The sequence below is a fragment of the Kribbella pittospori genome, from assembly GCF_004331465.1.
Lineage (GTDB): Bacteria > Actinomycetota > Actinomycetes > Propionibacteriales > Kribbellaceae > Kribbella > Kribbella pittospori.
The window spans coordinates 134,599-155,518 of record NZ_SJKB01000014.1 but is presented as its reverse complement, the minus strand read 5'-3'; the positions used below and the strand labels follow the sequence as shown (position 1 = coordinate 155,518).

Annotated in this window: 21 protein-coding genes; 12 read left to right on the top strand and 9 right to left on the bottom strand. The window is 68.4% G+C overall.

Annotation, left to right across the window (positions count from 1 at the left end; translation table 11 throughout):
- The first annotated feature begins 127 nt into the window (after positions 1-127).
- From E0H73_RS35185 to E0H73_RS35175, 3 genes are all read left to right on the top strand, one after another.
- On the top strand, positions 128-577 hold the full coding sequence (locus E0H73_RS35185) for an HNH endonuclease (protein ID WP_131363770.1): 450 nt from the start codon (positions 128-130) through the stop codon (positions 575-577).
- A gap of 12 nt (positions 578-589) precedes the next feature.
- Positions 590-1,192 carry a GNAT family N-acetyltransferase gene (locus E0H73_RS48460; RefSeq protein ID WP_420323443.1) on the top strand — a complete coding sequence of 201 codons (603 nt, stop codon included), beginning with the start codon at positions 590-592 and terminating at the stop codon, positions 1,190-1,192.
- Between the two features lie 248 nt (positions 1,193-1,440).
- Complete coding sequence (locus E0H73_RS35175) at positions 1,441-2,394, top strand: type IV toxin-antitoxin system AbiEi family antitoxin domain-containing protein (RefSeq protein WP_131363768.1); 954 nt, start codon at positions 1,441-1,443, stop codon at positions 2,392-2,394.
- 62 nt (positions 2,395-2,456) lie between these two features.
- Here E0H73_RS35175 and fbaA read toward each other — a convergent pair whose 3' ends face one another.
- Together fbaA and E0H73_RS35165 are read right to left on the bottom strand one after the other, a co-directional pair.
- Positions 2,457-3,482, bottom strand: coding sequence for a class II fructose-bisphosphate aldolase (gene fbaA, locus E0H73_RS35170; protein ID WP_131363766.1), 1,026 nt, complete (start codon positions 3,480-3,482; stop codon positions 2,457-2,459).
- Between the two features lie 201 nt (positions 3,483-3,683).
- Positions 3,684-4,403: a GntR family transcriptional regulator gene (locus tag E0H73_RS35165; RefSeq protein WP_131363764.1), complete on the bottom strand. Its 720-nt coding sequence runs from the start codon at positions 4,401-4,403 to the stop codon at positions 3,684-3,686.
- A gap of 139 nt (positions 4,404-4,542) precedes the next feature.
- Here E0H73_RS35165 and E0H73_RS35160 point away from each other — a divergent pair, with 139 nt between their 5' ends.
- Together E0H73_RS35160 and E0H73_RS35155 are read left to right on the top strand one after the other, a co-directional pair.
- Positions 4,543-5,562, top strand: coding sequence for an SIS domain-containing protein (locus E0H73_RS35160; RefSeq protein ID WP_131363762.1), 1,020 nt, complete (start codon positions 4,543-4,545; stop codon positions 5,560-5,562).
- A 143-nt stretch (positions 5,563-5,705) separates the two neighbouring features.
- Positions 5,706-6,104: a VOC family protein gene (locus E0H73_RS35155; RefSeq protein ID WP_238164477.1), complete on the top strand. Its 399-nt coding sequence runs from the start codon at positions 5,706-5,708 to the stop codon at positions 6,102-6,104.
- Between the two features lie 172 nt (positions 6,105-6,276).
- Here E0H73_RS35155 and E0H73_RS35150 read toward each other — a convergent pair whose 3' ends face one another.
- Complete coding sequence (locus tag E0H73_RS35150; protein ID WP_131363758.1) at positions 6,277-7,059, bottom strand: IclR family transcriptional regulator domain-containing protein; 783 nt, start codon at positions 7,057-7,059, stop codon at positions 6,277-6,279.
- A gap of 63 nt (positions 7,060-7,122) precedes the next feature.
- Here E0H73_RS35150 and E0H73_RS35145 point away from each other — a divergent pair, with 63 nt between their 5' ends.
- From E0H73_RS35145 to E0H73_RS35120, 6 genes are read left to right on the top strand one after another with little or no spacing between them, the layout of a single operon-like run.
- Positions 7,123-7,959 (top strand): CoA transferase subunit A, encoded by an 837-nt coding sequence (locus E0H73_RS35145; protein ID WP_131363756.1) that lies wholly within the window; start codon positions 7,123-7,125, stop codon positions 7,957-7,959.
- The gene (locus E0H73_RS35140) at positions 7,952-8,704 is read left to right on the top strand and encodes a CoA-transferase subunit beta (protein ID WP_131363754.1); all 753 of its coding nucleotides are present in this window, start codon (positions 7,952-7,954) and stop codon (positions 8,702-8,704) included. The genes E0H73_RS35145 and E0H73_RS35140 overlap by 8 nt, the downstream gene beginning before the upstream one ends.
- A 45-nt stretch (positions 8,705-8,749) precedes the next feature.
- Positions 8,750-9,799 carry a maleylacetate reductase gene (locus tag E0H73_RS35135; protein ID WP_131363752.1) on the top strand — a complete coding sequence of 350 codons (1,050 nt, stop codon included), beginning with the start codon at positions 8,750-8,752 and terminating at the stop codon, positions 9,797-9,799.
- Complete coding sequence (locus E0H73_RS35130) at positions 9,796-10,986, top strand: thiolase family protein (RefSeq protein ID WP_131363750.1); 1,191 nt, start codon at positions 9,796-9,798, stop codon at positions 10,984-10,986. The genes E0H73_RS35135 and E0H73_RS35130 overlap by 4 nt, the downstream gene beginning before the upstream one ends.
- 11 nt (positions 10,987-10,997) lie before the next feature.
- Positions 10,998-11,867: an intradiol ring-cleavage dioxygenase gene (locus tag E0H73_RS35125; RefSeq protein WP_238164476.1), complete on the top strand. Its 870-nt coding sequence runs from the start codon at positions 10,998-11,000 to the stop codon at positions 11,865-11,867.
- Positions 11,864-13,594, top strand: a complete 1,731-nt coding sequence (locus tag E0H73_RS35120; protein ID WP_131363746.1) for an FAD-dependent oxidoreductase — start codon at positions 11,864-11,866, stop codon at positions 13,592-13,594. Before E0H73_RS35125 ends, E0H73_RS35120 begins: the two co-directional genes overlap by 4 nt.
- Here E0H73_RS35120 and E0H73_RS35115 read toward each other — a convergent pair.
- The 3 genes from E0H73_RS35115 to E0H73_RS35105 all read right to left on the bottom strand — a co-directional run bounded on the left by E0H73_RS35115 (position 13,583) and on the right by E0H73_RS35105 (position 15,729).
- Positions 13,583-13,771, bottom strand: a complete 189-nt coding sequence (locus tag E0H73_RS35115; RefSeq protein WP_131363744.1) for a hypothetical protein — start codon at positions 13,769-13,771, stop codon at positions 13,583-13,585. The two genes, E0H73_RS35120 and E0H73_RS35115, sit on opposite strands and share 12 nt — an antisense overlap.
- Before the next feature lie 100 nt (positions 13,772-13,871).
- The gene (locus tag E0H73_RS35110) at positions 13,872-15,107 is read right to left on the bottom strand and encodes an alpha-amylase family protein (protein WP_131363742.1); all 1,236 of its coding nucleotides are present in this window, start codon (positions 15,105-15,107) and stop codon (positions 13,872-13,874) included.
- Between the two features lies 1 nt (position 15,108).
- Positions 15,109-15,729 (bottom strand): TrmH family RNA methyltransferase, encoded by a 621-nt coding sequence (locus E0H73_RS35105; RefSeq protein ID WP_131363875.1) that lies wholly within the window; start codon positions 15,727-15,729, stop codon positions 15,109-15,111.
- 60 nt (positions 15,730-15,789) lie between these two features.
- On the opposite strand from E0H73_RS35105, the gene E0H73_RS35100 reads away from it, so the two are divergent.
- On the top strand, positions 15,790-16,488 hold the full coding sequence (locus tag E0H73_RS35100) for a DedA family protein (protein WP_272949174.1): 699 nt from the start codon (positions 15,790-15,792) through the stop codon (positions 16,486-16,488).
- Here the strand turns inward: E0H73_RS35100 and E0H73_RS35095 are convergent.
- From E0H73_RS35095 to E0H73_RS35085, 3 genes are all read right to left on the bottom strand, one after another.
- Positions 16,478-17,356, bottom strand: coding sequence for a hypothetical protein (locus tag E0H73_RS35095; RefSeq protein WP_131363740.1), 879 nt, complete (start codon positions 17,354-17,356; stop codon positions 16,478-16,480). The two genes, E0H73_RS35100 and E0H73_RS35095, sit on opposite strands and share 11 nt — an antisense overlap.
- A 60-nt stretch (positions 17,357-17,416) precedes the next feature.
- Positions 17,417-17,806: a hypothetical protein gene (locus tag E0H73_RS35090; protein WP_238164475.1), complete on the bottom strand. Its 390-nt coding sequence runs from the start codon at positions 17,804-17,806 to the stop codon at positions 17,417-17,419.
- A 110-nt stretch (positions 17,807-17,916) separates the two neighbouring features.
- Positions 17,917-20,892, bottom strand: a complete 2,976-nt coding sequence (locus tag E0H73_RS35085) for an AfsR/SARP family transcriptional regulator (protein WP_131363738.1) — start codon at positions 20,890-20,892, stop codon at positions 17,917-17,919.
- Between the last annotated feature and the right edge of the window lie 28 nt (positions 20,893-20,920).

Here is a 20,920-nt window from a genome sequence, read left to right as displayed (position 1 = left end):
CACGCAGCCGAACCGGCACGTGACCGTCTGACGAAATCCGTTGACCGTTCACCGACCGGCCACGGATGCTTGAGACCCTGCGTCAATGCCGCCGTGGTTCCCAGCTACGGCCGGAAGGAGGCACCGGATGAGCGTCATAGTCCTGAACGCGTCATACGAGCCGCTGCACACCGTCTCGATCCAGCACGCCATCCGGATGCTGGTCCGAGAGGTCGCAGTGGTGGAAGAGGCGCACGGAGAGCGGACCATCGGCCCTTTTCCGGTTCCGCGCGTTCTGCGCCTGGTCCGGTACGTCGTCACCCATTGGCGCTACGCGGCCGGCCGGATGAAGTACAGCAAGCACGGTGTGCTCCGGCGTGACAAGTTCCGGTGTGCGTACTGCGGCCTGGAGAACGCCGACACCATGGATCATGTTCAACCCAGATCCAGGGGCGGTCGCACCGAGTGGCTGAATGCCGTGGCCGCCCATGCCACCTGCAACGAGCGGAAGGGCAACCGCACACCCGCCGAGGCCGGCATGCCGCTCCTCTGGCAACCCTGGGTACCAACCCGCGCCGAGCTCGTCATACAAACATGACGGGCTTTTTTCATGCCTGCTGCCAGGCGCATTGAACTACCGTCCGGACAGCTCCTGGAGATCTCCACGGTCGCTGAGCGGCCGGAGCTTGCCGGCGCGGAGGTCGACGTCGCGGGTTGGCCGGAATTCATGCGCCACAACCGGGTGTCCGAGGCGTACTTCTGGCAGACGCTCGAGACGTTCCCGACGACCTGCTTGGTGGCGACAACGAGTGACGGTGTGGTCGTCGGCGACGCCCACGCCGTACAGCTGAGGAGTCGCGGAGAGCTTCCGGCCGGAGGGTGGGAACAGGTTGTTGTCTGGGCGTTCGCGGACGCCCGGCGTGGACTCGAACCGGACGTCGCCTGCGCGCTCAACATCAGCGTCGCCCAAGACCTCCAAGGTCAGGGAGTAGCCGGCCACCTCCTGGCCGCTCTCCGGGACGCTGCCGCCGACCTTGGACTTGGGCAGCTCCATGCGCCGGTCCGACCGAGCCGCAAACAGCTCGAGCCCGTACGCCGATGCAGGAGTACGCCGCCCGGACTCGCGCGGACGGTCTGCCGTTCGATCCGTGGCTCCGGACACATGTCCGGGCCGGTGGGGAGATCGTCGGCCTGGCTCCGACGTCCTGGGTAGTCGCCGGGTCGCTGGAGGAATGGCGTCGGTGGACTGGCCTGCCGTTCGACCAGGACGGCTCGGTCGAGGTTCCTGGTGCTCTCGTCTCCGTGCAGTGCGACGTCGAGGCTGGTTGTGCGGTATGTGGAGCCGAACGTGTGGGTTCGGCATCGGCTGTGATCCCCAGGTTCTCCACAGGTTCGAAGTCGTGGTTCGTGGAGGGGGCTGATCGCGGCAGGTTCTAGGGCATGAATCCTCAACTTGCTGTGATGGCCTCGATTCGGGGTGGAGTGTTCACTCGGGCTGATGCTCGGGCGTGTGGTTACCCCGATCCGGATATCGACTCCTTGCTGGACACCGGCGGCTGGCGCCGGATCCGGCCGGGCACGTATGCCGAGCGCCGGTCGCTCATCCTGATCACTCAGGAAGTCCTGCATCTGCGGAAGGTGTCGCGCGTCCTCCGCTCCGGCGGACCCAACGTCTATGCCAGCCATCAATCGGCCGCGGCCCTGCATGCCTTACCGGTCTGGGGGCTCGACCTGTCCCGCGTGCACGTGACCGCGCCGGCCGGGCGCCCGGGCTGCGTCGGTGGCGTGCACCGTCACATTCGCGATCCAGTCGGCCCAGGCATCCAGCTGTGGAACAAGCTCCGGATGGTCTCCCCGGCCCGCGCAGTTGCCGAGGTGGCGGCGACCGCCCCCAAGACGCAGGCCGTGGTCCTGGCCGACGCCGCGCTGTACGCCGGTCTCGTCACCAGACGCTCGCTGAAGCGCGCGGCCCACGACCACGGCAACGAACGCTCGGTCGAGATCACGTCCCTCGCCTGCACGAACTCGGCGTCGGTGGCTGAATCACGGCTGCGCTTCATCCTCGCCGGAGCCGGCTTCCCCACCCCATCAGCGCTCCCGGCCCCGGACGCGGACACACCCGATCCAGGTCAGCCCGAGACCACGTCCCTCTGGTTCCCGGAAGAACGCACAGTGCTCGAGTTCGAGCCGCGCTTCCCCTTCTGGTACGACGATTTCGAGCCGGACGAGGACGAGTCAGCCGCGCCAACCCCAATCCCCGACCCGTCCGCCCCACTTCCGATCGAGCACTGCTGGATCCCCTGGGCCGATCTCAACGATCCACCAGCCGTCATCGACCGCGTCCGGTCCACCTTCGCCCGAGCATCCCGCCGTACCGGCGTCCGCCACTTCGACCTCGCCCGTGCCCGCATGTGACAAGGGGCCCACCGCACGCAGCGGTGAGCCCCTCGACGACGACCCTTCAGGAGGATCTGATGTCAGGCGTTGATCGCCGTACCCGCCGAGCGGAGGCTCTCGCAGGCCTCGACGACGCGCTTGGCCATGCCCTCTTCGGCGGCCTTGCCCCACGCGCGCGGGTCGTAGGCCTTCTTGTTGCCGACGTTCCCGTCGACCTTCAGCACACCGTCGTAGTTCGTGAACATGTGCGCCGCGGCCGGCCGGGTGAACGCGTACTGCGTGTCGGTGTCGACGTTCATCTTGACCACACCGTGGTCGACCGCGGCCCGGATCTCCTCCAGGGTCGAGCCGGAGCCGCCGTGGAAGACCAGGTCGAACGGGCGCTCCTTGCCGACCTTCGCGCCGACCTGGTCCTGGATCTCCTTCAAGATCTCCGGACGCAGCTTGACCGCACCCGGCTTGTAGACGCCGTGCACGTTGCCGAAGGTCAGCGCGGTGATGTAGCGGCCGTTCTCGCCGGTGCCCAGCGCCTCGACCGTGGCCAGTCCGTCCTCGACCGTGGTGTAGAGCTTCTCGTTGATCTCGTTGGCGACACCGTCCTCCTCACCGCCGACGACACCGACCTCGATCTCCAGCACGATCTTCGCCGCGGCCGTCTTGGCCAGCAGGTCCTTGGCGATCTCGAGGTTCTCCGTCAGCGGCACGGCCGAGCCGTCCCACATGTGCGACTGGAACAGCGGGTTCTCGCCCCGGGCGACGCGCTCGGCCGAGATCTCCAGCAGCGGCCGGACGAAGCCGTCCAGCTTGTCCTTCGGGCAGTGGTCGGTGTGCAGCGCGATGTTCACACCGAAGTTCTTGGCGACCTCGTGCGCGTACGCCGCCAGGGCGACCGAGCCGGTCACCATGTTCTTCACGGTCGAGCCGGACAGGTACTCCGCGCCGCCGGTGGAGACCTGGACGATGCCGTCCGAGCCCGCCTCGGCGAAACCGCGGATCGCGGCGATCAGCGTCTGCGAGGAGCTGACGTTGATGGCCGGGTAGGCGAAGCGGTTCTGCTTGGCCTTGTCCAGCATCTCGGCGTAGACCTCAGGGGTGGCAATAGGCATGTCTCGCGGTACTCCTCACAACACAGTTCTTGTGGGTCGAGCTCCAGTATTGCCGCCCGGTACCTCGTCGTATCCGGCGGCCCGCCTGCCGGACCGGCCAGGCGGCCGGGGAGCGATCGGCAGAGATGTAGACCAGTTGATGAACAGGACGGATCCAGTTCGTTGCGGCCGGACGTCCGTCCGGGGTCCGGCCGCGGCCATTCAGGCGGACCCGGTTCTCGGGCCGCGCGGGGTCAGGGCCATGTGCAGCCGGTAGCGATCGGCCCGGTAGGCCGACCAGGACAGCTCGACGACCTTGCGGCCGGCGAAGGTGGTTCGCTCGAGGACCAGCAGGGGTGCCCGCCTGGCCACCCCGAGGACCCGGGCGACATGACCGTCGGCGTTGTCCGCCCGGACGGTCTGCTCACCGGAGGTGACGACGACGTCGTACTCGCTGGCGAAGACGTCGTACAGGGTGCCGAGCTCACGGCCGAGCAGGCCGGGGAAGAGCGCGGACGGGTAGTAGCCGACCTCGTAGGCCATCGGCGAGGCGTCGGCGGTGCGCAGCCGTTCGACCCGGATCACCTTGGTGCCCTTGGCGACCCGCAGGCCCTTCGCGGTCTCGTCGGACGCCTCGATCTCGGTGGCCGACAGCACCACCGTCCCGGGCTCGAGGCCACGGGCCCGCATCTCCCGGGAGAACGAGGTGAGGTGCAACTGGGAGTCGACCTGTGGGCCGGTGACGAAGGTGCCCTTGCCGTGCACGCGTTCCAGCGCGCCGGACTCGACCAGGTCGCTGATCGCCTGCCGGACGGTCACCCGGGAGACGTTCAGTTTGTCCACCAGGGCGCGTTCGGAGGGGATCGGATCCCCTGGATGCAGCTCGACATCGATCAGCCGTTCCAGTACCGATCGGACCTGGGCCCGCTTGGTCGCCACCATCGCTTCTCGATCCTCCAGACCTGGGCGGGCCTCGGGGGTGCCCCGGAGCGCCGCTCACTGCTATCGTGCGCAGCATACCTGTTAAGACCAGATAGGACCAGTGATCGCAGTGGTGTCTGTCCCCGCTCCAGAAACCCAGATGGCGCGCGAGATCGCCGAGCAGCCGGCCGCCCTGGCCGCGACGTTCGAGCATGTGCTGCCGCTGCGGCACGACATCACCCGGCTGGCCGCGGGGCGCCGGCACGTGATCTTCGTGGCCCGTGGATCGTCGGACAACGCGGGCGTGTACGGCCGCTATCTGACCGAGATCCACGCCGGCCGCCAGGCGTCACTCGCCGCTCCGTCCGTGGCGACGCTGTACGGCGCCAACCTCGACCTCTCGAACTCGCTGGTGGTCGCGGTCAGCCAGTCCGGTGCGACCCAGGAGATTGTCGACACGGCCGAGTGGGCCAAGCGCAACGGCGCCGCGATCGTCGGTATCACGAACGACGGCGACAGCCCGTTGGCCTCGACCGCCGACGTCGCCCTGATCACCCAGGCCGGCAAGGAGCTCGCGGTCCCGGCCACGAAGACCTACACCACGCAGCTCGCGGCGATCACAGTCGCCGTCGACGCGCTGGCGCAGAGGCCGGGGACGCTGGACGCGGACATCGCCCGGGTCCCGGACGCCGCGACGAAGATGCTGGAGAACTCCGTCGAGGCCGCCGCGGACCTGCTCGCCGGCGCGCACGACGTACTCGCCAGCGGGCGTGGACTGACGTTCGGTACGACGCTCGAGGTCGCACTCAAGCTGGAGGAGACCTGCCTGCAGCCGGTCCGCGGCCTCTCGTACGCCGATCTGAAGCACGGGCCGATCGCGGTCGTCGACGCCGACCTGGTCACCATCCTGGTCGCGGCCGGCGAAGGCCCGGCGCTCCCGGGCATGATCGAACTGGCCGGCATCGTCCGCGAGAAGGGCAGCAAGATCCTCGGCATCGGTGGCGACCCGACCTTCGCCGCCCGCTGCGACGTCAACCTGCCGGGGCCTGACCTTCCCGAGACCCTGGCTCCCCTGGCTCTGGTCATCCCAGCCCAACGAGCCATCGAGTCCCTGGCTCGCAAGCTCGGCCTGAACCCCGACGCCCCGCGAGGCCTCCGCAAGGTAACGCAGACCGACTGACCCCAGGTCGCTCGCGCAGTTCGTCAGCAACTCCTTCGAAGATCTCTCAGGAAAGTGCTCATTTGGTGAGCAGTTTGGCTGGGAGGGTTGTGGTCAAGAGCAACCGAGGAAGGGGCAGGACGATGATGCGAGGGTTTGCGACCGTGAGTTTCTTCGCCGACGACGTGAAGGCGGCGCGGGAGTGGTACTCGAAGCTGCTCGGGATCGAGGCGTACTACGCGGTGCCGTCCGTGGAGGAGCCGGCGTACGTCGAGTTCCGGTTCGGGGACTTCCAGTGCGAGCTGGGGATCATCGATGCGAAATACGCGCGGCATGACGTCAGCCACGGCCCGGCCGGCGCGATCGTCCACTGGCACGTCGACGACCTCGAGGGCGAGCTTGACCATCTACTGGCGCACGGGGCAACCCTGCTCGAAGGAATCGTTGAGCGAGGCAACAACAGCGGCTTCCGCACGGCATTCGTGGTCGACCCTTTCGGCAACATCATCGGCATCATGAACAACCCCCACTACCTCGAGATCCTCGCCGACCTTAAGGGTTGAGCGGACGCCGGGACGCGGGATCGCACTCCGGGGGTGGCCGCAGTCGGCGAGAGGTGGCCGCGGCGCGTCGGAGGTGGCCGCGGCCGGCGAGAGGTGGCAGCAGCGGGTCGGAGGTGGGCACGGTGGGTTGGAGGTGGGCGCCCGCGGTGGTTAGAGGTGGGTTAGAGGTGGGTTAGAGGTGGCCGCGGTGGGTTAGGGCTGTGGTTATTTGGGCGGCGGCGGCTTGGAGGTGGGGGAGGACGTCGGTGCGGAGGGTGGCGGGGGTGGAGCGGGAGGCGTGGGCGGAGACGTTGAGGGCGGCGATGGTTCGGCCGCGGGCGTTGCGGATGGGGGCGGCGATCGAGCGCAGGCCGAGCTCGAGCTCCTGGTCGACCAACGCGTACCCGTCGACTCGCGCACGGTTGATCGTGTCGCGGAGCTTGTCCGGCGACGTCACCGTCCGCGGTGTGAGCGACTCAGCGTCCAGCATCGACAGGTAAGTGGTCAGCTCCTCCTCCGGCAGACCGGCCATCAGGACGCGGCCCATCGAGGTCGGGTACGCCGGTAGCCGCGCGCCAACCCCGAGCGCGACGGTCATGATCCGGCTGGTCGGGACACGGGCGACGTACACGATGTCCGGGAGGTCGAGCGTCGCGATCGAGCAGGACTCGCGGGTCTTCGCGCTGAGCTCCTCCATGAACGGCCCGGCCAACTCGCCGAGATCGAGCGAAGACAGATACGCCCAACCAAGTGCGAGCACCCGCGGGGTGAGTGAGAAGCGCCGGCCGTCACTGCGGACGTACCCGAGTTCGCCGAGCGTGAGCAGGATCCGCCGCGCCGTCGCCGGCGTGATGCCGACATCGCGCGCCACCTCGCTCAGCGTCAGTGACGGCGCATCCGCCGAGAACGCACGGATCACCGCAAGCCCACGCTCGAGCCCCTGCAGGAAGGTCCCGGTAGACGTCTCACCAGCCATCGGCTAGCCTACTTTTCGTTGAAAGAAGAACTTTTCGCTCAGCGAAATCCTAGCGGAGCCCGCATGCCACGTCCAGTTCCTCTCAGCGAAGCGATCGCGGCGCACGTCCACGACGGCGACACCGTGGCGCTCGAAGGCTTCACCCACCTCATCCCGTTCGCCGCCGCGCACGAGATCGCCCGGCAGGGCCGGCGCCACCTGACCCTGGTCCGGATGACGCCCGACCTCGTGTACGACCAGCTGATCGGGCTGGGCGTCGCGGACGAGCTCGTCTTCTCGTACGGCGGTAACCCAGGTGTCGGTTCACTGCACCGGCTCCGCGACGCGGTCGAGAAGCACTGGCCGCACCGGCTCAAGGTGCACGAACACAGCCACGCCGGCCTCGCCAATGCGTACGTCGCCGGTGCCGCGCGACTGCCGTTCGCCGTACTGCGGGGGTACCGCGGCACGGATCTCGAGGAGCAGCGGGACATCATCAGCCGGGTCACCTGCCCGTTCACCGGCGAGGAACTGGCCGCGGTGAAGGCGGTCAATCCCGATGTCGCGGTGATCCACGCGCAACTGGCGGACCGGGACGGGAACGTCATGCTGTGGGGCATCACCGGGGTGCAGCGCGAGGCGGTGCTCGCGGCGGAGCGGGCGATCGTGACGGTCGAAGAGGTGGTCGACGAGTTCCCCGAGCACACCGGCGCGGTGATCCTGCCGAACTGGGTGCTGTCCGCGGTGAGCGTCGTGCCGGGTGGGGCGTGGCCGTCGTACGCCGCTGGGTACTCCGTGCGCGACAACGACTTCTACCAGCAATGGGATGCGGTGTCGCGCGATCGTGCAGCGTTCCTACGGTGGGCGCAGGAGAACGGGCTGCCCGCAGCCCGCGTCGAGGGGGTGGAGGCGCATGTCTGAGTGGAGTAGCGCGGACATGATGAATGTGGCGGCGGCGCGGGAACTGCGGGACGGGGATGTGTGTCTGGTCGGGGTCGGGCCGCCGAATCTGGCCGCGAACCTGGCGCGGCGGACGCATGCGCCGAACTGCCGGCTGGTCTACGAATCCGGGGCGATCGACGCGAAGCCGCGCCGGCTGCCGTTGTCGATCGGAGACGACGATCTGGCCGCGACCGCGACCGCGGTGGTGTCCGTTCCGGAGATGTTCAACTACTGGGTCGGGGCGGGACGGATCGACGTCGGGTTCCTCGGCGCGGCGCAGATCGACCGGTTCGGGAACATCAACACGACCGTCATCGGCGAGCACAGCGACCCCAAGACCCGGCTGCCGGGCGCGGGTGGAGCGCCGGAGATCGCGGCGGCAGCCGGGCGGGTGATCGTGATCGTCAAGCAGTCGCCGCGGACGTTCGTCGAGCAGGTCGACTTCGTGACCTCGGTCGGGTACGGCCCAACCGGCCGCGAACGCCAAGCTCCCGGCGCCGGTCCGACCCTCGTCATCACCGACCACGGCGTGCTCGAGCCCGACCCGGACACCAACGAGCTGGCGCTGACCCGCCTGCACCCGGGCGTGACCGTCGAGCAGGCGCGTGAAGCAACCGGCTGGCCGCTAAAGGTTGCCGACAGCATCCAAAAAGTCGAGCCACCGTCCGAGGTGGAGCTGACAGCACTGCGTCGTCTCCGCGACCGGGAGGCCGTCGATGCGTGAGGCGGTCCGAGTGCGGTACGTCGCAAGGCCCAGGGGTGATCGTGGATGACGAGCAACTTCGTGCACACGTTCTTCCCCGGGCGAGTGGTGTTCGGGCCCGGGTCTCTCGATCAGGTGGCCGCCGAGGTTGAGTTGCTCGGAGTACGGCGGGTTCTGGTGGTCGCGACCAACTCGGCGCGAGACGCGGCAGATGTGGTCGAGGTCGAGCTGAAGGATCGGTTCGCGGGCCGGATCGACGGCGTGACCCAGCACGTGCCGACCGAGGTCGCGGCGAACGCCCGAGCGAAGGCGCGAGAGATCGACGCCGACGGACTCATCGCGATCGGCGGTGGCTCAGCGATCGGTCTCGCGAAGGCAGTAGCACTGACGAGAGAGCTCCCCATCGTGGCGGTCCCGACCACGTATGCCGGGTCGGAAATGACGCCCGTGTGGGGCGAGACGTCCGCCGGCAGCAAGACCACCGGCACCGACCTGAAGGTGCTGCCGAAGGTCGTGGTGTACGACGCGGTGCTCAGTCAACATCTGCCGTTGAAGGTCACAGCGGCGAGTGTTGCCAACGCGATCGCGCATTGTGTCGAGGCGGTGTGGACACCCAAGGCCGACCCGATCACCGAGACAACAGCCGTCGAAGGCGCCCGTGCCCTCGCAGCAGGACTCAGAGCAGTCCTCCAAGACCCCGCCGACATCGAGGCCCGGAGCAACCTTCTGTACGGCGCCTGCCTCGGTGGCTCCGCACTCGCGACAGCCGGCACCGGCCTGCACCACAAGCTGTGCCATCTCCTCGGCGGCACCTACAACCTCCCGCACGCCGAGACCCACGCCGCGGTCCTCCCCCAAGTGACCCGCGTCAAGGCACCAGAAGTACCGCAGGCCAAGGCACGGCTCGAGGCGGCACTCGGGACCGACGACCTGGCGACCGGTCTGTACGACCTGTTCACCGACGCCGGCATCCCCACCAACCTGAAGGACCTCGGCCTGACCGAGGACCAGGCGGAGGAAGCCGCACGCACGTTCCAGGGAGCCCCGCCCGAGCTCGTAACCGACATCCTCACCCGCGCATGGGCCGGAACCCGGCCCGAAGGAGCGACCCGATGAGATCCGCCTTCCTGCTGGACGCGGTTCGCACACCCGTCGGCAAGCTCGGCGGCGCACTCGCGGCCGCACGACCCGACGACCTCGCCGCCGCAACCCTCCAAGAGCTCGCGAGCCGGACAGGCATCGACCCAGCCGAACTGGACGACGTCTTCCTCGGCAACGCGAACGGCGCCGGCGAGGAGAACCGCGATGTCGCCCGGATGGCCGCACTGCTGGCCGGCTTCCCAACCAGCGTCCCCGGTACGACCGTCAACCGCCTCTGCGGATCCGGCCTCGAAGCCGCGATCCAGGCCGCCCGAGCGATCGAGACGAACGACGCCAGCCTGGTCATCGCCGGTGGCGTGGAGTCGATGAGCCGCGCACCCTGGGTACTCCCGAAGCCCGAACGCGCCTACCCGCACGGCAGCATGACCGCCGAGTCGACCTCCCTCGGCTGGCGGCTGGTCAACCCGAAGATGCCGAAGGACTGGACGATCTCGCTCGGTGAAGCGACCGAGCGACTGGCTGAGAAGTACGGCGTCACCCGCGAAGCACAGGACCTGTTCGCACTGGCGAGCCACGAGAAGGCCGCCAAGGCGTGGGCGGCCGGCACCTTCGACGCGGAGATCGTGCCGTGGGAGCGCCTCGCCATCAAGGGCCAGCCGCTCACCCGGGACGAGTCGATCCGCGACGGCGGCACCCCCGAGGTGATGGCCAGGCTCAAGCCGGCTTTCCGCGAAAACGGCACGGTGACCGCCGGCAACGCATCCACGTTGAACGACGGCGCGTCCGCCGTACTGATCGCCGATGAGGAGACCGCCGGCCGTCTGGGCAGGACTCCGATGGCGCGGATTGTCAGCCGGGCAGTGCACGCGGTGGATCCGCAGTACTTCGGGATCGGGCCGGTCGAGGCGTCGAACAAGGCGCTCAAGAAGGCCGGCATCGGCTGGGGCGATCTCACCCTGGTCGAGCTCAACGAGGCGTACGCGGCCCAGAGCCTTGCTTGCCTGCAGCAATGGCCCGAGCTGGACCGGGACAAGGTGAATGTGAACGGCGGGGCGATCGCGCTCGGGCATCCCCTGGGCAGTTCGGGAACCCGCATTCTGACCACGCTCGCGCACGAACTGAAGCGGCGCGGCGGTGGCTTCGGCCTGGCGACGCTGTGCATCGGCGTCGGCCAAGGCCTGGCGATGGTGATCGAGGCATGAGGAGCAACCGGATGGATCTGCAAGGCGACGACCTGACCGATGCGGTGGTGGCCAGCTTCGACGGCAGCCAGGACCCGCGAACGCGGGAGGTGATGAGCGCGCTGGTGCGCCACCTGCACGAGTTCGCGCGGGAGGTGAAGCTGACCGAGGCGGAGTACTTCACCGCGATCGACTTCCTGACCCGGACCGGTCAGATCTCGACCGACACCAGACAGGAGTTCGTCCTGCTGGCCGACGTACTCGGACTGTCGATGCTCACGGTCGGCCTCGGCAACCCGAAGTCGACCGGCGCCACCGAGTCGACCGTCTTCGGGCCGTTCTTCGTCGACGGTTCGCCCGAGGTCGAGCTCGGCGGGGACATCTCGAACGGCGCTCCCGGACATCCGTGCCTGGTGAGCGGCCGGGTCCTGACCACCAAGGGCGAGCCGATCGCCGGGGCTCTCGTGGAGACCTGGCAGGCCGATGAGGACGGCTTCTACGACGTTCAGAAGGAGACCAGCGGTCCACAGAACCGCGGCCACCTGACAACCGATGCTGGGGGCAACTACTCGTTCTGGGCAGTGCGACCCGTTGCCTATCCGATCCCGGACGACGGACCGGTCGGCCAGCTGCTGAGGGCAGGCGGCCGCGGCGCGATGCGGCCGGCCCACGTCCACTTCATGGTGACCGCGCCCGGCTACGCCCGGCTGATCACCCACGTGTTCGCCAGAGGTGACGAGTACCTCGCGAGCGACGCGGTCTTCGGCGTCAAGGACTCCCTGATCGCCGACTTCGTCGAGCACCCGGCCGGGACGGCGCCGGACGGCAAGACCTTCGACGAACCCTTCTACACGGTCAACTACGACCTGATTCTCGCGACCACCGAGGAGGCGCAGCAGTGATCACGACGGATGTTCTCATCGTGGGCACCGGCCCAGCCGGTGGAGCCGCCTCGCTGTTCCTGTCCACGTACGGCATCGACAACATCGTCCTGACCCGCTACGGCTGGACCGCCAACACTCCGCGGGCCCACATCACCAACCAGCGCACGGTCGAGTTGATGCGCGACATGGGCATCGAGGACCAGATCATCGACAAGGGCACTGCGCATCACCTGATGGGCCAGACCGCGTTCTGCACCAGCCTGGCCGGTGAAGAGATCGGCCGGATCCGCACCTGGGGCACCCACCCGCGCCGGCTGGCCGACTACACCGAGGCGAGCCCGACCCTCCCCTGCGACCTGCCGCAGACGCTCTTCGAGCCGATCCTCGTGAGTACGGCGGCCGGCCGTGGTGCGCGAGTCCGGTTCGACACGGAGTACGTGTCGCTCGAGCAGGACGATGACGGGGTCACGGCGACGGTCCGCGACCGGCTGAGCGGGGAGACGTACCAGATCCGTGCCAAGTACCTGATCGGCGCGGACGGCGGGCGCAGCAAGGTCGCCCAGGACATCGGGCTGCCGATGGCGGGCGCGATGGACATCGAGGGCTCGATGAACATCGTCTTCGAGGCCGACCTGTCCAAGTACGTCGCCCATCGCCCGAGCGTCCTGTACTGGGTGCTCCAGCCGGGCGCGCAGATCGGCGGGATCGGGGCCGGCCTGGTCCGGATGGTCCGGCCCTGGAACGAGTGGCTGATCGTCTGGGGCTACGACATCTCCCAGCCCGCGCCGGTGGTCGACGAGGCGATGGCGACCGAGATCGTGCACAACCTGGTCGGTGACGACACGATCGACGTGAAGCTGAAGAGTACGTCGGTCTGGAGTGTCAACCACATGTACGCCGAGAAGGCCTCGAAGGGCCGGGTGTTCTGCATGGGTGACGCGATCCACCGGCACCCGCCGAGCAACGGCCTCGGCTCGAACACATCCATTCAGGACGCGTACAACCTGGCCTGGAAGCTCGCGCTGGTCCTCCGCGGCCAGGCGGATCCGAGCCTGCTGGAGACGTACGACGCAGAGCGGACGCCGATCGCGCAGCAGATCGTCGAGCGGGCCAACAAGAGCCGGACCCAGTTCGGCCAGATCTTCCGCGCGCTCGGGATGACGCCGGACGCACCGGCCGGTCGGACGATCGAATCACTGAAGGACGACACCCCGGAGGGCGCCGCCCAGCGCGACGAACTGCGGACGGCGATCGAGCTCAAGGACTACGAGTTCAACGCGCACGGTGTCGAGCTCGGCCAGCGGTACCACTCGACTGCCGTGATTCCGGACGGTACGCCGGAACCGGCGTACGAGCGGGACGCGGAGCTGTACTACCACCCGACGACCTGGCCGGGTGCCCGGATCCCGCACTGCTGGCTGACCCGCGGCTCGGAGACCGTCAGCACCCTCGACGTGGCCGGCAAGGGCCGGTTCACGTTGCTCACCGGGATCGGTGGCGAGGCGTGGGTGAAGGCCGCACAGTCGGTGTCCGAGCATCTCGGCGTACCGATCGAGCCGTACGTGATCGGGCCGGGCCGCGAACTGGAGGACCTGTACGGCGACTGGTCGCGGGCGCGGGAGATCCCGGACCACGGCTGTCTCCTGGTCCGCCCGGACGCGCACATCGCCTTCCGCGCGTCCGAGCTCCCCGACGACGCCACCGAGACCCTGCAGCAGGCCTTCACGCAGTTGCTAGGCCGCTGAGGTCTGCTGGGCCTCCCGCAGGATCTGATCGAGGATCGCCGAGATCTCGGCGGTCTCGGCGTCGAGGAGGGTGATCAGCGCCACCCGCGACGTTTCCGTGCGCGCCTCGAGTGCAGCAGCGCTCAGGGCACGCACGGTCCCGAGCTCATGAATCAGTTCGTCCCACAGAGAACTCATCAACTACCCCCTGTTCCCGTCACAAACCCAGTACGACACCGACGATGCATGCCGCCCCGCCCGAGTTGGGGCTGACTTTGGTCGAGAAGCCTCACTTCTGTCACTGGGACAACGCGGCACCCTCGCCGGGGGTTACGCGTTCCGTCAACAATCTCCAGCTGTGCGCCGGCACGGTCAGCTGGTCGCCTACCTCGACAGGAAAGTCGTAGGCCTCGTCCGAGACGCTCAGCAGAAGCAGCACCGACTCGTCGCCACTGGCAGACCGCAGAGCGATCGCCCGGTTGGTCAGATGCTCGACCTTCGTCCGGCTCCGGGTCAGCCACGCGTGCTGCCGCCGTACGCCGATCAGCTCTTGATGCAGCTCGTACGTCGCCCGGCCGTGCGGAGCCAACTCCGCGGGCGTCGCCGGGAACTCCGGCCGGATCGCGTCGTCGCCTCCGAGGCGGTCCTCCTTCAGCCCGCGGAAGGCCTGCTCGTCGCCGTAGTACACGCTCGGCACACCAGCCACGGTGAACAGGATCGCGAGCGCGTGACCGAGGTGCCGCTCGTCGTCCAGCTTGGTCGCGATCCGGGTGACGTCGTGATTGCCGACGAAGGTCTGCGGCACGAACGTGTCCAGCAGCGCGTCATGCCGTTCCAGGGCGTAGGCGAGCTCGAAGAAGTTGCCGTCGTTCAGCGAACTCCAGATCGCCTTCCACAGTTCGTACTGCGTCACCGAGTCGAGCCCGCTCCTCGTGACGTAGTCGGCGTAGTCGCCGTGGATCACCTCACCGAAGAACCACGCCTCCGGGAATCGCTCCCGCGGCAGCACCGCCTGCCAGAACTCCGGCGGTACGGCGTACGCCGCATCCAGCCGCCAACCGTCGACACCTCGCTCGAGCCAGTGACTGAGCACCTCGGAGACGTACTGCGCCACCTCGGGGCGGCTGTGATCCAGCGCGACAAGGTGGTCGTGGCCCTCGAAATTGTCGAGCGAGCCGTCCGGGCGATGCCGGAACCACTCGTCCGGCCCATTGAAAGACCGTGCGACGTGGTTGAACACACCGTCCAGCGCGATCCTCAGGCCCCGGTCGTGGGCGGCCGCGACCAAGCGGTCGAAGTCCGCGTCGTCACCGAGCCGAGGATCGATCCGGAAGTGGTCGATGGTGTCGTAGCCATGCGTCTCCGCAGCGAACACCGGGCCGAGTAGTAGCCCTGAGCAACCAAGCTCGACCGCGTAGTCGAGCCAGTTCTCCAACTGGGGCAGGCGATGCACGACCGTCGTCCCCGCGGTCTTCTCGGCACCGGTGAAGCCGAGCGGATAGACCTGCCACCAGATCGCGTGGTCAGCCCACATATCAGGTCTCCTGACCGAAGGTGTGGCGGCGGACCCAGGCGTGCATGGCGATCGCCGCGGCCGCGCTCGCGTTGATCGAACGGGTGGATCCGAACTGCGCGATCGAGAGGACGTCGGCGCAGATCGCATGCGCCTCGGCGGTCAGCCCCGGACCTTCCTGACCGAACAGCAGCACGCACCCGGCCGGCAGGTCGTACGTCTCCAGCGCGACCGAGCCGGGCAGGTTGTCGATCCCGATCACCGGGAGATCCCGCTCGGCGGCGTACGACGCCAGGTCCTCGAGGCGCGGGTGGTGGCGGACGTGCTGGTAGCGGTCGGTGACCATCGCGCCACGGCGGTTCCACTTCCGGTTGCCGACGATGTGCACCTCGGTCGCCAGGAAAGCGTTCGCCGTCCGGACCACCGAGCCGATGTTCAGGTCGTGCTGCCAGTTCTCGATCGCGACGTGGAACGGGTGCCGCTGCTGGTCCAGGTCTTCGACGATCGCGTCGAGGGTCCAATAGCGGTACTTGTCGACCACATTGCGCCGGTCACCGTTGGTGAGCAGCTCAGGATCCAGCCGCGGATCGTCGGGCCAATCGCCCTGCCACGGGCCGACGCCGACCTCGTTCGGCCCGACCATGTCCGCTCCGCGAAGTTCTCCAGTCAGCTCCTGCACAGCTGGGGACGCTACCCTGTCCGCGTGCTTTCTCTCGTCGCGATGCTGATGCCGAACTGGATGGACCCGGAGTACCTGCTGAACTGGCTGGGTGACTGGGCCCTCTGGGGCACGGCCGCGGTCGTGTTCATCGAGTGCGGATTGCTGTTCCCGATCCTGCCCGGTGACTCACTGCTGTTCGCCGTCGGCCTGTTCATCGCGCACGGCACGATCGACGTACCGCTGTGGCTGGCCTGCGTGATCCTGACCGTCTCTGCTTTCCTCGGCAACGTGTCCGGTTACTACATCGGCCGCGCGCTCGGGACGACGCTGTTCAAGAACCCGAACGCGCGGTTCCTGAAACCGAAGTACATCGAGCAGACGCACGAGTTCTTCGAACGGTACGGGCCGCGCGCGCTGGTGCTGGCCCGGTTCGTGCCGATCGTGCGGACCTTCATCACGATCGTGGCTGGCGCCGGCCAGATGGACCCGCGCAAGTTCTTCCTCTGGACCGGCATCGGCGCGGTCCTCTGGGCGACCGGCATCACGCTTCTCGGCCACGCCCTCGGCCGGGTCAAGTTCATCCACGACCACCTCGAGTCGGCCCTGATCCTGCTGGTCCTGATCTCACTGATCCCAATGCTCGTCGAATACCTCCTCGCCAAGCGCCGCGCCCGCAACACCCCACCCTCCGACACCCCGGCAGCCCCGAAGCACGCCGCCACGAACCACCTCAACGACTGACGATCAGGCCGAGGCACATTTCGAGCGGGACGGACGGGGTTCCGAGGCTGAGTGCGCTGAAGGGCTCCCCTGCGAGTAGGCGCGCAACGTCGGCGGGCGGGATCGGTTCGTGTTTGCCGACGTACTCGCGTTCGGATTCGTCGATTTGTACGTCGAGGTCTGCCATCTCGGCGTGGATTCGGGTGATGCCGTAGAACTCGGGTTTGCCGCCCTTCTCCAGCCAGCGGCCGAAGCCGAGCACGCTCGTCTCCATGCGCACCTCGCTCATGGGCGCGCTGAGGAGGCCGAGCTCCTCGCGCAGCTCCCGCTCCATGCCGGCTCCGACCGCGTCGGGCAGGCGCGTCCGGCCCACGATGTCCTTGGGCTCGAGGCTTCCGGAGCCGCTCGGCGCGACCAGTCCGGGGGACGACCGTGCTCCAAGGCCCTGGTGGTGCAGCACCATCCAGCCGTCCGAGGTCAGAGCGACGGTCGAGACCCCGATCTGGTTGCTCAGCTGGTTGTCCCGCAACGGGATCAGTCGACCGTCGCTGTTGAAGAGGTGTGCAGTGATGTCAGTGTCCACCCCGGCCAACGTCCCACTCCGCCACTGCTCACCGGCCAGGTAGGTGGAGGCCATGGTGTCGAAGTACCGGACCGGCCTCAGCTGGGCCACACCGCCGGCTGGATCGAGGTCGTCGCACAGTCCGGCGTTCAGACCGTCGAACGACGGCGCTAGAGGGCCTGACCGGTCCAGTGCGAGCACGGTCGGCTTGATGGCGGCGAGATCTGGCGGTAGGACGTACGGCTGCTGGTGCAGAACGACCGGACGGTCGAGAGTCCGATCGATCGACGGGCTGGTGACAACAGCCCCCTGGGCACACCGCGCCACGCGCCAGTCACCATCGACGGTGACTGGCTGGTCGAACAGGAGACCTCCTCGGACACGGCCTCAGTGGGCGAACGGGAAGTGCGGGTCCGACCATACCCAGTCGGAGCTCAGATCGCTGAGCGTAGCGACCTCCACCGACCCGGCGGGCAGCGGACCGACCACCTGACCCGAGCCGACCGCGCAGGCGACACGGATCCGGTCAACCGCCTGGTACCAGACCAGCGCCCCCCGTGGCGCCGTCCCTTCGTGCAGAAGGGCATGGTGGTCGAGCCACCGCACCGCGTCGGCCGAATCCTGCCAACCGCTGTCGTGCGCGTAACCGAAGGCCATCCGCTGGAACTTCAGCGTCCAGTCCTGCCACGCCGTCGATCCCACCCGTTCCAGCTGCCAGTTCAGCGCCGCCTCGGTGTCCCGCGGGTTCGCCACCCGCGGGACGATCCGGCGCTCCACAGCTGCCTCCCCCCAGGCCATAGGTTCCATCCCCCGATTCCCCCGAACCCGCCGGCCTGTGCCGTCGTGTGCCAGTGAGTTTGCCGAAGCCGGATACAGCCGCCGTACATTCAGCCGGCGGCTACTCCGGTGTCGAAGGCAGCCAGTTCACGGCGGCATTCGGCTGCCTGCTCGTCGTTTCCGGCCTGCTGCCACACCCGCGCGGCGCGGTCGAGCGTACGGCGGGCCGAGTCGAGATTGCCCGTGGACACGTACAGCTGCCCGAGTTGCTGCGCGGCCTGACCCTCGACGCTGCGATCGCCCAGCCGGTGACCGATATCCATCGCATCCAGCAGCATCTTCCGCGCCGCCGCCACCTCGCCGCGCGCCACCAACGCCCTACCGAGCTCGGACCGCGTGTACGCCGCACAGTGGTCGTCACCCATGCCGTTGAAGATCTCCAGCGCACGCCGCAACTGGCGCACCGCCTGCTCGGACCGCCCCTGTTGCACGCGGAGCGCAGCGATCCGCCGCCGTACCTTGGCCTCGCGGTGGCTGTCGACCCGCCGTACTGCGAGCAGGAACGCCTGGGCGAGATAGCGGCCGGCGGTGTCGGTGTCGTCGCGATGCAGCCACATGTTGGCGGCCGCGGTCCGCGCCAGTGCCTCGCCGTTCGCGTTGCCGGCCTCGAGGAACGCCTCGATCGCGGCCTCGTACTGCACCAGAGCCTCGTCGCGCCGGCCGCGTTCACGCAGCCAGGTGCCCATCCCGACGGCGGTGACGCCGGTCCCGAGCCGGTCCCCGATCTCGCAGAACACACGCGCGGCCTCGTCGAGATGGTGCCAGGCGGTGTCCCAGTCGTCCTGGTACAGCGCGAGCTGGCCGAGGTTGCGGTGCATGATCGCCTCACCGCGGCGATCCCCACAGGAGATGGCACTCATCAGGCCCTGATGGTGCGACCCGTGCCAGTCGTCGAACCCAGCCCGCATGTCCAGGTACGGCGCCCACGCGCAAGCGATCCGCCACGCGTAGTCGTGCAGACCGTTCTGCGCGGCCGCACGGATCGACGGCACGAACGTACTGCGCTCACTGTCGAACCACGCGATCGCGTCGGTCTCGGTGAACGGCGCGGGATCGGGCGCATCCAGCGGTCCGTAGTGCTCGAGGACACCGAAGTACTCGAAGTTCAAAGCAGCGTTGGCCCGGCGGATCTTGTTCAGGATCGCGTCGAGCACAGTCTCGACATCCCGGACCGCCTGTGCCTTCTGCTCGTCGTCGCCGACACCGATCGCATGCAGCCGGAGCAGGTCGTGGACCCGGTAGCGCGCCGTACCGCGGTGGTCGACCGAGCTGATCCGGACCAGGTTGACCTCGATCAGGCGGTCCAGGCTGCGGCGGACCGAGGCCGGCGAGGCCACCGCCTCCAACGCGCGTGCAGAGAAGACGCCGACGGCGAAGTGACCGATCAGCCGGTACAGCCGGGCCTCTTCCGCGCTGAGGGCGTCGTAGCTGAGGTCGGCGCTGGTGCGGACGGCGAGCTCGCCGATGCTCAGCTCGTCCAGTCGCGAGGTCTCGTCACCGAGCCGCCGGGCGAGCTCACGCAGACTCAGGTCCGGCCGCTGCGCCAACCGGCTGCCGACGATCCGGATCGCCAGCGGCAGGTTCCCGCACGCGGTCAGAATCTCCTCGGCGGCAGTCGACGTACGGTCGACCCGGCCTGCACCGGCAACCAACTCGAGCAGCTCGGCCGCCTCGCCGTCGTCGAACGTGCCCAGCGGCAGGTTGTCCGCGCCGGCCAGATCCATCAGCCGGTTCCGGCTGGTGACGACCACCGCGGACGCACCGGTGCCTGGCATCAGCGGAGTCACCTGGCCGGCCGTCGCGACGTCATCGAGGATGATCAGCACCCGGCGGCTGGCCAGCTCGGACCGCAGCATCGCCGACCGGCGCTCCGGATCGGCCGGGATCGCGAAGTCGGGCAGGTTGAGGCTGAGCAGTACGTCGGTGAGGGCTCCGGCCGGATCACGCGGCTGCGTCGCGCCATGCATGTCCAGATAGATCTGCCCGTCCGGGAACGAATCCCGGACCAGATGACCCAGCCGGACGGCCAGAGAGGTCTTGCCGGTCCCGGGCGCGCCGGAGATGACGGCGATCGGCGGACGGACCGGGTCGCGGCCGCAGACCAGATCACGCAGCTGCTCCAACTGCTCCTCCCGGCCGCTGAAGTCGGCCAGGTCGAGGGGCAGCTGACTCGGCGGTCGCTGCGGATCGGTCAGCTCAGGCGCCGCCATCGGACCCGGTTGTACGACCTCGGGTTCCGCCGTTCGGACCGAGGGGATGCCCGGGTTCGGCCAGTTGGCGGAGCGGCCGTTCTCGGCACGGGCGCCGGCGGCTTCGAGCTCAGGGCCGGGCTTGATGTCGAGCTCGTCGGCGAGAGTCTGGACCGCCTTGTTGTACGCCGCCCGCGCTTCACCGACACGACCGGCGGCCAGGAGCGCGTCGACGAGCCGCCGCCACAGCTGCTCGTCGTACGGGTCCTCGGTGAGACGCGCGCTGAGCAGGACGGCCGCGCCACTCGCGTCGCCGTGCTCCAGCCGTAGGTCGAGCAGGGTGTCCACCAGCCCGCGATGCTGTGCTTCCAGGCGGGCGATCGAGCCCTCCCAGGCCGCCGGAATCGGCAGGCCCTCGAGTGGGCGTCCGCGCCAGAGCGAGTACGCCCGGGACAGCACCTGCATGGCATGGCGGCTGTCGCCGGCATCTCGGAGGTGGCCACCCTCCGCCAGCAGCGTCTCGAACAGGCTGGCATCGAGCTCGTCGACACCGACCTCGATGCTGTACCCGGCGGCCGAGGTGTCGATCGGCGCCGGCAGCCCGGCCTCCTGCAGGACGCCGCGGAGCGCCCGGACGTACGTCCGGATGTTCGCGACGGCCGACCGCGGCGGGCTGTTCTCCCAGAGCGCGTCGGCGATCAGATCGGTCGAGACGAACCGATTGGGGTGCAGAAGCAACGTTGCCAGCAACTGCCGCGGCTTGGCTGCGCGCAGCGGCTGGCCCTGGACGTGAACAAGGCGCAGCGGTCCGAGGATTGCGTACCTCAGACTGTCCACTGCTGTGCCCTCTCCGTGATGAACCGAC